The 13,470-nt window shown below is 39.0% G+C and carries 13 protein-coding genes; 11 read left to right on the top strand and 2 right to left on the bottom strand.

The window, feature by feature from the left end; all coding sequences use genetic code 11:
• On the top strand, positions 1-1,475 hold a 1,475-nt coding region (gene yidC, locus B4G94_RS07410; protein WP_286858032.1), incomplete at its 5' end, for a membrane protein insertase YidC.
• 121 nt (positions 1,476-1,596) lie between these two features.
• Positions 1,597-2,379, top strand: a complete 783-nt coding sequence (locus tag B4G94_RS07405; RefSeq protein WP_286858031.1) for an META domain-containing protein — start codon at positions 1,597-1,599, stop codon at positions 2,377-2,379.
• A 93-nt stretch (positions 2,380-2,472) separates the two neighbouring features.
• Here the strand turns inward: B4G94_RS07405 and B4G94_RS07400 are convergent, their stop codons facing one another.
• Positions 2,473-3,822: an acyl-CoA dehydrogenase family protein gene (locus B4G94_RS07400; protein WP_376786675.1), complete on the bottom strand. Its 1,350-nt coding sequence runs from the start codon at positions 3,820-3,822 to the stop codon at positions 2,473-2,475.
• A gap of 348 nt (positions 3,823-4,170) precedes the next feature.
• Here B4G94_RS07400 and B4G94_RS07395 point away from each other — a divergent pair, with 348 nt between their 5' ends.
• From B4G94_RS07395 to B4G94_RS07380, 4 genes are all read left to right on the top strand, one after another.
• Entirely contained in the window at positions 4,171-4,395 is a 225-nt protein-coding gene (locus B4G94_RS07395; protein WP_108636752.1) for a hypothetical protein, read from the top strand.
• 151 nt (positions 4,396-4,546) lie between these two features.
• Positions 4,547-4,750, top strand: coding sequence for a hypothetical protein (locus B4G94_RS07390; protein ID WP_286858028.1), 204 nt, complete (start codon positions 4,547-4,549; stop codon positions 4,748-4,750).
• A gap of 124 nt (positions 4,751-4,874) precedes the next feature.
• Entirely contained in the window at positions 4,875-6,224 is a 1,350-nt protein-coding gene (purB, locus tag B4G94_RS07385) for an adenylosuccinate lyase (RefSeq protein ID WP_108636750.1), read from the top strand.
• A 72-nt stretch (positions 6,225-6,296) separates the two neighbouring features.
• Positions 6,297-6,851: a NifU family protein gene (locus B4G94_RS07380; RefSeq protein ID WP_108636749.1), complete on the top strand. Its 555-nt coding sequence runs from the start codon at positions 6,297-6,299 to the stop codon at positions 6,849-6,851.
• Between the two features lie 112 nt (positions 6,852-6,963).
• Here B4G94_RS07380 and B4G94_RS07375 read toward each other — a convergent pair whose 3' ends face one another.
• Positions 6,964-9,381, bottom strand: a complete 2,418-nt coding sequence (locus B4G94_RS07375) for a glycoside hydrolase family 3 N-terminal domain-containing protein (protein WP_286858026.1) — start codon at positions 9,379-9,381, stop codon at positions 6,964-6,966.
• A gap of 188 nt (positions 9,382-9,569) precedes the next feature.
• Here B4G94_RS07375 and B4G94_RS07370 point away from each other — a divergent pair, with 188 nt between their 5' ends.
• From B4G94_RS07370 to B4G94_RS07350, 5 genes are read left to right on the top strand one after another with little or no spacing between them, the layout of a single operon-like run.
• The gene (locus B4G94_RS07370; RefSeq protein ID WP_286858025.1) at positions 9,570-10,418 is read left to right on the top strand and encodes a transketolase; all 849 of its coding nucleotides are present in this window, start codon (positions 9,570-9,572) and stop codon (positions 10,416-10,418) included.
• A gap of 2 nt (positions 10,419-10,420) precedes the next feature.
• Positions 10,421-11,374, top strand: coding sequence for a transketolase family protein (locus B4G94_RS07365; RefSeq protein WP_104385685.1), 954 nt, complete (start codon positions 10,421-10,423; stop codon positions 11,372-11,374).
• 21 nt (positions 11,375-11,395) lie between these two features.
• Positions 11,396-11,941: an RNA polymerase sigma factor gene (locus B4G94_RS07360; RefSeq protein ID WP_108636746.1), complete on the top strand. Its 546-nt coding sequence runs from the start codon at positions 11,396-11,398 to the stop codon at positions 11,939-11,941.
• Between the two features lie 33 nt (positions 11,942-11,974).
• Entirely contained in the window at positions 11,975-13,039 is a 1,065-nt protein-coding gene (locus B4G94_RS07355) for a hypothetical protein (protein WP_286858023.1), read from the top strand.
• Complete coding sequence (locus B4G94_RS07350; protein ID WP_286858021.1) at positions 13,039-13,458, top strand: hypothetical protein; 420 nt, start codon at positions 13,039-13,041, stop codon at positions 13,456-13,458. Before B4G94_RS07355 ends, B4G94_RS07350 begins: the two co-directional genes overlap by 1 nt.
• Positions 13,459-13,470: the final 12 nt, after the last annotated feature.

Below are 13,470 nucleotides of genomic sequence, written 5' to 3'. Positions count from 1 at the left end.
GAAAACCTTTGATGCTTTTTGACGGTGAAGATAATAAGTTTGGTTTCCTCTTCAATGCAGCAGGACAGAACATCTCGACAAACGATTTATTCTTTAATACTGAATCTTCGGACATTCAGGTTTCCGGCGAAGGAAAACAATCAGTAAAATTCAAACTGAATTACAGTGCCGATCAATATATTGAGTATGTATATTCTATTGCCGGAAAAGGTTACAATGTAGCTCTTAATGTCAATACAAAAGGTATTCAAAACCTGATCCCACAGAGTCAAAAAACATTGACATTGAACTGGAGTACAGTTCTTAGACAAAAAGAACAGAATATTGAATCTGAGAGACAAAAATCTACCCTTTATTATCAAGAAGATAATAAGGTAGACCATTTGTCAGAATCGAAGGATGATGATGAAGCACTGGAAAAGAAAGTACAATGGATTGCTTTTAAGCAACATTATTTCTCCAATATCCTAAATGCCAAAGATGGATTCGTTAACGCGAAAATCGATGTAAAACATGCGACGGAAGGTGATGTCATAAAATTTTACAACACCAACGCTGAATTGGCTTTTGACAACCATAAAGACAATAATTATTCATTGAACTTCTTTTTTGGGCCAAATCAATACAATGTATTAAAAGCAGAAGGAAATGACTACCAATCCATTATCAACATGGGCTGGGGACCTATGCGCTGGATCAATCAATGGATCACCGTGCCTGCATTTAACTTTTTGGATGGTTTCCATATGAGCTATGGTATTGTCATCTTGTTACTTACATTATTGTTAAAACTGGTTCTTTCACCAATGACTTACAAGTCATACGTATCCATGGCTAAAATGCGGGTATTAAAGCCGCAGTTGGATGAGATCAAAGCGAAAGTCGGTGAAGACAATCAAATGTTGATGCAACAGGAGCAGATGAAGTTGTATAAACAGGTCGGCGTGAATCCACTCGGAGGCTGTTTACCTCTTGTACTTCAAATGCCATTTACAATTGCTTTCTTCTATTTCTTTCCAAATTTATTTGAATTGAGAGGACAGAGCTTCTTGTTTATGAAGGATATGTCTACCTATGACACCTTGTTTACATTTGCACCTATCTTTGGATCATTCAACCACATCTCTTTGATGTGTATTTTGATGACCCTAACAACATTGTTGACCACTTGGTATAACAATGCGACTTCGGGCGCAACTGGTCAAATGAAATACATGGGTTATATCATGCCTTTGATCTTCTTCTTTGTCTTGAATAGCTTCCCTGCTGGTTTGAACTATTACTATTTTTTAAGTGCATTATTTACGTTCTTGACACAGTTAGTAATCCGTTCAATGGTAAATGACGATAAAATCTTAGCTAAACTGGAGGAAAATAAAAAGAATCCTAAAGCTGAAAAGAAGTCTAGCTTCCAAGCTAAAATGGAAGAAATGATGCGTGCTCAGCAACAAGCACAACAAAACAAAAATAAATAGTACAATTTATATAGCTGATAAATAAGGCTTCCCAATGGGAAGCCTTATTTTGTTAAGTGCCTTTTGTAGCGCTTTGCCAAACCAAACGTTAGAAATAGTGTTTTATATAAAAATTTAAAAGATGAGATTTAGAAACATTTTGGTATTGATGATGGCTGTTCTTGCGCTGACAAGTTGCGCAGTATCGAAAAAGAATTCAGACAAACAAGACACGGACAATACATCTGCCCCTCTTATTGGAAAAAAATGGCAATTAATAGAAGTCGGTGGGAAAGCGGTCGCCGCCCAGGTCAATGGCAAAGTTCCTTTCCTCAAACTGGAAGAAAAAAGATACAGCGCCAGCGGTGGTTGTAACGGCATAGGTGGTGAACTTACTTTTTCTGCCAATGGAAAAATCAAATTCGCACAGGGAATGTCAACGATGATGGCGTGCCCGGATATGTCCATCGAGCAAGCTTTATCCAAAGCGTTGATCACAGCAGACAACTATACCATTAACAATGGTATCCTCAGTTTAAATAAAGCAAGAATGGCTCCCTTAGCAAAATTTAAATTATTGGAGGAAAAGCAAAATTTAAGCGGAACCTGGGAGCTCGATTACATTTCCGGGCCACGTATCGCTTTTGAGGGATTATATCCGAATCGTAAACCAACGATGACATTCAACACTGTAGATGGCAAGATAAATGGAAATAGCAGTTGCAACAATTACAACGCTACTTTTAAGACAAACGGGCATCAAATCAGTTTTGGACCGATCATGTCTACAAAAATGGCTTGTGAGGGTAGCGGCGAAGCGACTTTCTTTTCTACATTAGAAAAAGTAAACAGCTACGATGTCAGTGAAAATACACTGACTTTTATCATGGGTGATATTGCCATTATGAGATTTAAGCGCAAATAGAATAAAAAAGATAAGGCGCTGGAATTAACAGCGCCTTATCTTTTTTTATTCATTACAGCCTTCTCTCGCTCCCATCAGGATTTGGCAAACGTTTTAAACAAAGGCACTAAATCCAGTGATACTTCGTCCAACAATAAGCGAATTAATTTCTTTGGTCCCTTCATAAGAATAAATAGCTTCGGCATCAGCAAGGAATCTGGCGACATTATATTCCAATAAAATGCCATTCCCCCCCATGACTTCCCTCGCCTTAGATACAATATCTCTCGTACGCAATGAACAGAAGACCTTAGCAAGTGAAGCATGTTCATCCCGCAGCTGCCCTGCATCCTGGAGTTCAGAAAGCCTAAAGACGAGCGTTTGCATAGCCGTAAGGTTAGAAAGCATTTCGACCAAATGATTTTGGATCAACTGAAAAGACGCAATAGGTTTACCAAATTGTTTTCTTTTGCGTGTATAATCCAGCGCATTTTCATAAGCTCCACGCGCGCAGCCTACTGCCATCCATGCCACCCCCGCGCGCGTCATCTGAAGTACTTTGCCCGTATCTTTAAAAGAATTGGCATTTTGCAGTCGATCTGCCTCGGAAACGATACAATTATCTAAGGTAATCAATCCATTCTGAACAATCCGCAGAGCCATTTTATCCTTGATTTTTTCAACTGAAAAACCGGGATTGTCTTTACGGATAATAAAACCTTTCACCTCACCATCATCCAGATCTCTTGCCCAGACAATCGTGATATCAGAAAAGGTCGAATTGCCAATCCATTTCTTCTGACCATTCAACAGCCATCCCTCGTCAGTCTTCTTACAAGTTGTTGTCAAACCGCCCGCGACTCCAGAACCGACTTCTGGCTCGGTAAGACCAAAAGCACCAATTACTTCCATCTTTTGCATTCTTGGCAGCCACTCTTGCTTTTGTTCTTCTGATCCACAGATATAAATCGAACCCATGGCCAAACCACTCTGTACACCAAAAAAAGTAGCGACTGAAGCATCTACCCGAGCAATCTCCGCAGCAATAATGCCTTCCATCAGCGAACTTCCGCCCATACATCCATATCCTTCATAAGTATACCCGCAGATATTTAAGGCGGCTAGTTTTGGTACAATTTCAAAAGGAAATTCGTCCCTTAACCAATATTTATTGACAATAGGCTTTACCTCCTCCTCCATAAACTCACGTACCTTTAGTTGAAGTTGGCGGTCTGATCCATTTAATTTGCTATCCATATCGTAGAAATCTCCATTGATAGGGGGCAATTCTTTTTTCTGATTACCGGCATTCAGCATCTTCATTAAACCATGGAGCTGTTTATCGTCCATCTTCGAGACCGCATCCATGACAGCGCCTAGATCTACCTTTTTCGAGATTTCCTCCAATTTGCCAAAGTCTATTGATTTTGCCAAATCCATTATATTCTTAACTTTATCAAACATAATCGTCATTCTTTTTTAGAGCGTTTCCTCATAAATTAATAAAAATAATTGAAAATTGTTTGTGCAAACGATCAGCAAGTAACACCCTGCTTTCCTATTTTTACTCCTACCCTATATAACTCTCCAAACAAGAATATCGAACCATTCGTTTGTGCCTTTTTTAATTTCTAGCCCATAGATCAGTTAAAAAGGACTAATTTGAAGATTATTTTTTACAAATAAAAAACTAAATTTCAGGCAGTTATATCTTTTAAAAAAAATATATATTTTTGAAGGGTTACCTTTTTGGGTTCGGTGTATTAAGAGATGAAAAAGAAAATATTTCAATTTAAATTAGAAAATTAGAAAATGAAAAACGCATTAAAATTCGGTTTCTTAGGTTTAGCTTTAACTGTAGCTTTCGCATCTTGTAACAACACTGAGAAAAAAGCTGAAGGTGCTGCTGATTCAGCATCTGCTTTAGTTGACTCTGCTGCTAACACATTAGATTCAGCTAAAACTACTGTAGATTCAGCTGCTGCTAAAGTTGATTCAGCTGCTACTAAAGTTGATTCAGCTGCTACTAAAAAATAATTTTAGAAACTGAATAACGTATTCGAAGAGGCTTTTCGCAAGAGAAGCCTCTTTTTTTTAAAAAAATATTGAAGAGCAGGGTTACCTTTTTCATTTACCGGTATCAAGTCTTAAATAACAAGATTTAGAAATTACTTTTAATTTTAATAAAATGAAAAACGCATTCAAATTAGGTTTCTTAGGATTGGCTTTAACTGTAGCCTTCGCTTCATGTGGTGAAACTGGTAAAAAAACTGACGCAGCTACTGATTCAGCTAACACTGCTTTAGACTCAGCTAACACTGCTTTAGATTCAGCTAATACTGCTGTTGATTCAGCTAAAACTGCTGTTGACTCAACTAAAGCTGCTCACTAATTCTTCGAAACAGAATTTTAACAGTATAAAAGCCTCCCGTTAACGGAGGCTTTTTCTATATCTATCCCAATTAAATTGCTAAGCTCCAAGCATTTTTTTACCTTTGCCAAAAATCATTCAATCTATGGCTTTATCATCCTTAACAGCAGTTACGCCTATTGACGGACGCTATTACAATAACACCAATGAACTTGCGGCTTTTTTCTCTGAATTTGCCTTAATAAAATATCGAGTACGCGTCGAAGTCGAATATTTTATAGCGTTAAGCGAATCAGGAATCGCTCAGTTGCAACATTTCGATAAAACGTTGAACGAAAAATTAAGAGATATCTATCGAAATTTTTCTGAAGAAGATGCAATCTGGATCAAGAATACCGAAAAAGTTACCAATCATGATGTTAAAGCTGTTGAATATTTTTTAAAAGATCAATTTGAAAAACTGGGCTTGCAGGATTATCTTGAATTTATTCACTTTGGCTTAACATCTCAGGATATCAACAACACAGCCATTCCACTTTCCTGGAAAGAGGCTATCAAAGAATGTTATACCCCGGTCATTGATGAATTGCTCCATGAATTAAGGTCTTTGGCAACCTCTTGGTCTGACATTCCTATGCTCGCCCGTACCCACGGACAACCTGCATCTCCAACTCGCTTAGGTAAAGAACTTTATGTTTTTGTCGAACGTATTGAGCGTCAGCTACAGCTTTTACATACCGTACCGTATTCAGCAAAGTTTGGTGGGGCAACGGGTAATTTCAATGCTCATCATGTGGCTTATCCAGAAACCAACTGGATTGACTTCGGTAATAACTTTGTCAATACTATCTTGGGATTGGATCGTTCACAAACCACGACCCAAATTGAGCACTATGACAATTTTGCCGCTAGCTGTGATGCATTAAAACGAGTCAATAATATTATCATCGATCTGTGCCGTGATATATGGACTTATATCTCCATGGAATATTTTAAGCAAAAAATCACTGCCGGTCAAATTGGCTCTTCTGCAATGCCACACAAAGTCAATCCAATCGACTTTGAAAATGCAGAAGGAAATTTAGGCATTGCCAATGCTATATTTGAACATTTAGCGGCCAAATTACCGATTTCACGTCTTCAAAGGGACTTAACAGATTCAACTGTGTTACGTAATATCGGTGTTCCATTTGCACATACCTTAATTGCGGTAAAATCGACATTGAGAGGTTTACGTAAATTAATATTGAATGAACAGGCCTTAGCGAATGATCTTGAAAATAATTGGGCTGTTGTTGCCGAAGCGTTACAAACAATCTTGCGCAGGGAAGGTTATCCAAAACCTTATGAAGCACTGAAAGATCTCACACGCACCAATACACAGGTGACCAAAGAGACCATTGCATCGTTTGTGGACAATCTCAATGTTTCTGAAGAGGTAAAAGCGGAATTAAAAGCAATCAGCCCTTCTAATTACACAGGTGTCACTTTATAAGCTTTGACTTATAGATGACCTTAACAACGCTTCTTTTGATATATCTTTGTTTGGAATAAAAATAAAATTTAAATGGCTACTATCAACGTATATACAGAATCTACTCCCAATCCTTCAACCATGAAGTTTTTGGTCAATAAATTATTGATCAACGGTAGTGTGGATTTTCCAAATAAAGAAGCTGCACAAGATTCACCTTTCGCACAGGAGTTGTTCAAATTCAATTTTGTAAACGGTGTATTCTTCGCAAGCAATTTTGTGACCATTACCAAAACAGAAGATGCGGAATGGGAAGATATTGAAGCCTTATTGAAAGACTTTGTAAAAGGTGCTGTTGAATCTGAGCTTGCAGTAAAAGCTGTGCATCATGATTCAGAAGTAAACTTTGAAGGCACAGAAACAGAAGTAAAAATTCAACAGGTATTACATGATTATGTACGGCCAGCTGTTGAACAGGATGGCGGTGCCATTCATTACAAATCCTTCAACGAAGGTATCGTAACTGTTGAATTAAAGGGATCCTGTAGTGGTTGCCCTTCATCAACGATTACGTTAAAAGCTGGTATCGAAGGTTTATTAAAACGTATGGTTCCGGGTGTAACGGAAGTCGTTGCAGAAGCAATGTAGGAACTCATACCAACCAATAGTAAATAGAAAATGGATCCGGCACATGTACCGGATCCATTTTCTATTTTTAGAGCGATTTGATATCTCTATTGATGCAAGCACAACGACATCACTAATTGACGACATCAAAAGAATCTCTCAACGGCAGATTAGCGGATGAATTTCCGATAAAGATTTCAAATCTTCCCGGCTCTACAGTCCACTTGTTATATTGATCCAACAACTCGAGATGTGCCGGTAAAATTGAAAACTGAATAGACTTTTTCTCACCAGGATTCAATTCGATTTTTTCGAAACCACGCAGATCCATCTCGTAAGTTGTAACGGAAGAAACCACATCTTTGACATATAGTTGAACGACCTCCGCACCCTTTCTTTTTCCGATATTTTGTACATCTACCGTAACAGTCAACGAGTCTGTTGGTCGTATTTGCTTTTTATTCAGCCGCAAATTTGAAAATTGAAAATCGGTATAACTTAAGCCATAACCAAAAGGATAAAGGAATCCAACAACCCGACTATTTCCCCAGCCATTGGGTCCCACACCGGGTTGCCCCGCCTGTGCCGCGGGTTTGGTCGGGAAATTCATTTCTATCTGTCCAACAGATTTAGGAAAAGAAATCGGAAGCTTTCCGCTCGGATTATACTCACCAAATAACATATCTGCCACAACATGTCCAGATTGACCACTGAGAAACCAGCTCTCCACAATCGCAGGCAAGTATTTATTTTCCCAATTGATGGATAACGGTCTTCCATTTACGAGTACCAGAATGATAGGCTTTCCGGTTTCTTTTAACTTCATCAAATAATCACGCTGTTTACCGGGCAGATTGAGATCTGAGCGAGATCGGCTTTCACCAACTTCACGTTCTGATTCGCCCATGACGGCGATAATTAGATCTGATTCCTGCCCAAGGCGGATACCTGTGGTCATACTTTCAATTTCCTCGTTCGACAGATCCGTTGGTATAATTTCACTTTCAGGCCAGTTTTTATCGACAACATCCACCCCTTTCGTATAGTTTACCTGCAGTGCTTTGTCCTTGGCATATGCTATAATACCATCCTTAATAGTTGCTATTGGATTATTGGATGGACCATAGCGACTTGTCGTGTAATTTGTTGCCTCGGCCATGGGGCCAGTGACCAAAATGCGCTTGTATTTATTGATATCAATAGGAAGGAGATCCTGTTCATTTTTTAGCAAAACAATGGATTCCCTGTTCACCTGCAGCGAAATATTTTCGTCGGCTTGGGTATGGACTTTCTGATCCGCTAAGTTGGTATTGTCGACAAGCGGATGATCAAATAGTCCCAGTTTAAACTTGACCGTTAGTACTTCTCGAACACGTTGATTCAATACATTCATGTCTAGTCCACCTTCGTCGATAAGTTCCATCAAGGGAGTCAAGTAAGTATTCGGCGGATCGAAATTCGTCCGGACATTAAGTCCGCCTTCTAATGCTTGCCGTATGGCGTCTTTATAATCTTTGGCAACATGGTGTTTACTGCTAATAAATTCGAGCGCTTCGCTATCGGAAACAATATAACCTTCAAATCCATAATCCTTCCGCAACAAATCTTGCAGGAAATATTTACTTGAAGAAACTGGTACACCATCATAGTCGTTGTAACTGCTCATGATCCCCAGCGGCTTAGCCTCTTTAACCACTCTTTTAAAAGGATATAAATGGAGTTCATGCATTTCACGAAATCCAATGTGCGGATCTGTCCGTGCGTTTCCGTCCCGCCCACCCTTAGGTACGGAATAAACGGCATAATGTTTCAGGGTTGAAGCAATGCCGTTTTGCTGAATACCCAATACAGCTTGTTTCCCCATTTCAGCAATATGAAAGGGATTTTCACCATAAGTTTCCACTACGCGTCCCCAGCGCGGATCGCGAGAAACATCGAGGATAGGCGCATAGACATTGGTATATCCTAAGTATTTAGCTTCTCTTCCGACGATCTCACCAGCGGTTCTAACCAATTTTGTATTCCAGGTACTTCCGATATTGATCGGTGCCGGTAATGGTGTCGCCCTATCATGGTTTAGACCATGTATCCCTTCATTCGTAAAATCAACAGGGATCCCCAGGCGAGTATGTTCAATAAACCACTTTTGCACATTATTCAAAGCGACAGCATGACGACTGAAGGGATAGGAAAAAGAACTTTTTGCGGACTTATTATAGGCTAAGCTGTTTAACATTTCATCAATATTGGCCAATCCATGCTTCCATATTTCCTTGTCCCAGGCGGCGGCAGGCTGTTCATCCTTCAAAACTCGTCCATACCCATAGAGGGTAACGGTTTGATTAGCCTTTTCCTGGGTAGTCATCTGGCTCAATAAATCATCTACGCGACTCGCTATGGGTTGTTTGGAATCCTCATAGACATCCTTTTTACCGTTTTTATTGAAATCGATCCAATCTTGATGATAAATGGCTTTATCCTGAGCGAAAGAATAGAATTGTAATGCGGAAAATGCAGCAACAAGCAATAAGCGTTTAGAATGACAGGGCATTATCTTGAAAATTGTGGGTTTTATAATTAAAAGCAAGGTACAAAAAAAGTCAACATCAAAAAGTTAAAAGTTGAAATGGGGGCAGTCCACAGGTCAGGGGCTGATCAAAATAAAGAAATTCACTTTTTAACAAGCATCTAGCTTAAAAATAGTTAACTTTACGACCAATTGTGAAACCAACAAAAAAAATGAGTGCAGATATTAACAAACTAGAACAAATTGCATCACAAGTAAGACGTGATATCGTACGTATGGTACACGCTTGTCAATCAGGACACCCAGGTGGTTCATTAGGTTGTACAGATTACTTTGTGGCGCTTTATTTCAATGCAATGAAACGTAATCCTTCCTTTGTTATGGACGGAAAAGGTGAAGATTTATTCTTCTTGTCAAACGGACACATTTCACCTGTATTTTACAGTACATTGGCACGTGCGGGGTATTTTGAAGTAAGCGAACTGGCAACATTCAGAAAAATCAATTCTAGACTACAAGGTCACCCAACGACACACGAAGGCCTTCCGGGCATCCGTATTGCGTCAGGATCTTTGGGTCAGGGATTATCCGTTGCTATTGGAGCCGCACAGGCAAAAAGATTGAATAAAGACAATAATCTAGTTTATGTATTAATGGGTGATGGTGAATTGCAGGAAGGCCAAGTTTGGGAAGCCGCAATGTATGCGCCGCACAACAAAATTGACAACTTGATTGCTACAGTTGATTACAATAATGCACAGATCGATGGATCTACAGATCAGGTACTGTCATTAGGCGATCTTCGTGCTAAATGGGAAGCTTTTGGCTGGGATGTGATGGAAGTGGCTAAAGGAAACGATATGGCTTCAGTAGTTGCTGGCTTAGCAGAAGCAAAATCACGTACCGGAAAAGGTAAACCAGTGATTATCTTATTGCACACAGAGATGGGAAAAGGTGTTGATTTCATGATGGGTTCTCATAAATGGCACGGTGTTGCTCCAAATGACGAACAATTGGCGTCGGCATTGAATCAACTTACTGAAACTTTAGGAGATTACTAGAAATGAAAAAATATACTTACACAGAGTCAAAAGATACACGTTCAGGTTTTGGAGCTGGTTTATTGGAAGCTGGAAAACAAAACGAAAATGTAGTAGCATTATGTGCTGATTTGATCGGATCATTGAAAATGAACGATTTTATCAAAGAATTCCCAGAGCGCTTTTTCCAAATCGGTATTGCTGAGGCAAACATGATGGGTATCGCTGCTGGACTTACTATCGGTGGTAAAGTTCCTTTCACAGGTACATTTGCCAACTTCTCTACGGGCCGTGTTTATGACCAAATCCGTCAATCTATTGCATATTCAGATAAGAATGTGAAAATTGCCGCTTCTCATGCTGGATTAACCTTAGGTGAAGATGGTGCAACACACCAGATTTTGGAAGACATTGGATTGATGAAAATGTTACCCGGAATGACTGTAATTAACCCTTGCGACTTCAACCAAACAAAAGCGGCTACTATTGCGGCAGCAAAATTTGAAGGTCCGGTTTATTTACGCTTCGGCCGTCCGGTAGTTCCTAACTTCACACCTGCGGATCAGGAATTTGTCATCGGAAAAGCTATCCTATTAAATGAAGGCACAGATGTAACCATCATCGCTACAGGTCACTTGGTATGGGAAGCCATTCAAGCAGGAGAAAAATTAGCTGAATTGGGCATCAGTGCCGAGATCATCAATATCCATACCATCAAACCGTTGGATGAGGAAGCGATTTTGAAATCTGTTGCAAAAACAAAATGTGTCGTGACTGCTGAAGAACACAACCGTCTAGGCGGATTGGGGGACAGCGTTGCACAGGTATTGGCAAAAGAATTACCTAGCCCACAAGAGTATGTAGCCGTAAATGACAGCTTTGGAGAATCAGGTACTCCAGCACAACTTATGGAGAAATATGGTTTGAACGCAGACGCTATCGTTGCTGCTGCTCAAAAGGTAATCAAAAGAAAATAAGAAAACTACACAGGTCAATATATGGATGACGCTTTAATTATAGCAAAATTCGCCGAAGAAAATACGCGAGAAGAAGCTTTCCGTTTATTGTTGAAAAAATATCAACAAAAGATTTATTGGCATGTGCGAAGAATGGTAATCGATCATGATGATGCAGATGATGTCGTGCAGGATATTTTCGTCAAAGTATGGAAGAACCTTGGTAACTTTCGTGAAGATTCACAATTGTACACCTGGCTATATCGGATCGCAACAAATGAATGTATTACATTCTTAAATAAAAAAAAGCAAAAGCAGAACGTGTCGTTGGACGACGACACGACTGCTTATTTAGCAGAAACACTTGCTGATGGCAATTACTTTAATGGCGACAAAGCGCAAATGAAATTGCAACAGGCTTTATTGACATTGCCCGAGAAACAGAAATTGGTTTTCAACATGAAATATTTTGAAGATATGAAGTATGAAGAGATTTCGGAAGTACTGGGTACAAGTGTTGGAGCGTTAAAAGCCTCCTATCATTTGGCCGTAAAAAAAATAGAGTCTTTTTTTAATAACCACGATTAAACCTTTTAGCCCAACTAGGCTCTAATAGATACTATGAAGGAAAATAGCACATATCATGATGGGCTGGAGTTTAATCATCTTCCAGAATCATTGCGTAAAAATCCTTTTGCCGTGCCTGAAAATTATTTCAGTGATTTGGAATCTAAAATAATAGGGCGAGTCAAATGGATGGAATGCAAGGATGAATCTGTATTTGAGGTTCCTGAAGGATACTTTGATTCACTCCCAGATCTCGTGCTGAGCAAAATAGCGGAGGATTCCCTCAAAAACAAGGTCACTTTGGAGGGCTTTACTATTCCTGAACAATATGCTGCGATATTAACAGAAGATATCTTTCATCGAATTTCAGAAGAAAACTTAAAAGAAAAAATCCAATCGGATGGCTTTACGGTGCCAACAGGTTATTTTCAAACGCTTGAGCAAAATATCACTACAACTCTTGCAGAAACAGAATTAAAGGATATTGTTGCAACAGATGGCTTTGCTGTTCCTGTAAATTATCAGCTAGATCTTGAAGCAGCTATTTTAGCCCGTATTACTGAAGAAAAATTGAAGGAGGCTGTACCAACAGAGGGTTTTGAAGTTCCTGTAAATTATCATTCAGATCTTGAAGCAACTATTTTAGCCCGTGTTACTGAAGAAAAATTAAAAGATGCCATTCCCGCGGCAGGTTTTGATATTCCCTCTCATTATTTTGATAATCTTTCAGATAAGATTATTGGCGCTATTCAGGAAGCTGAACAAGAAAGAGATTCAACGCCTATCCATCACTTAGGGAAACCAAAAAAATGGTATGCTAGATATGCCGTAGCAGCATCGTTCACAGCTATGTTAGGCCTTGGGGGGTATTGGGGATACCAATACCAGCAACAAAATGCTTTTGCTCAAGAGCAAGATAACTTAGCCGAAGAACAGTTGAGTCAACATTTATCTGAAATACCAAAGCAGGAAATTATTAATTATCTTTCTGCTTCTGCTTCAGGGGATGACATTATATATATGTCCCAATATACGGATGAAACAAATCTTCCGACAAAAGGATTTGGCACTAATATATCTAAACAAGAGATAGAAGATTATCTAAACTATACCTTATAATGATGTTCAACAAAAAAAACATATGGATAACATTGTTCTTTAGTATATTTTCTATTGCCTTGGGCTTTGCACAAGACAAAAATCGTTTCCAAGCTATTGAAAATGAAAAAATAGCTTACATCACTAAAGAACTAGATTTGACTCCCAAAGAAGCACAGCAATTTTTTCCGCTGTATAATGAATATAGCCAGACGTTATGGGATATCCGGAAAGAAAAATTAAATGGTGCTCCTAAAAACAGTTTTAGAGGTGGATCGAGGGATGTATTACAGTATGATGCCAAAGAGGTACAGATAAAAAAAGAGTACCGCGCAAAATTTGCCAAAGTAATAGGCAATGCCCGGGCTTCACAATTCTTTGAAGTAGAGCAGGAGTTCAGGGAACATCTCTATAAATCTTTAAAAAATAGGGGTAGATAATCCCGAAAATAA

It is taken from the genome of Sphingobacterium sp. UBA7625 (assembly GCF_002484085.1).
In the GTDB taxonomy this organism is placed as follows: Bacteria; Bacteroidota; Bacteroidia; order Sphingobacteriales; family Sphingobacteriaceae; genus Sphingobacterium; species Sphingobacterium athyrii.
Note: the sequence above shows the minus strand (reverse complement) of the source record. Positions and strands in the feature narration are given on the sequence as shown.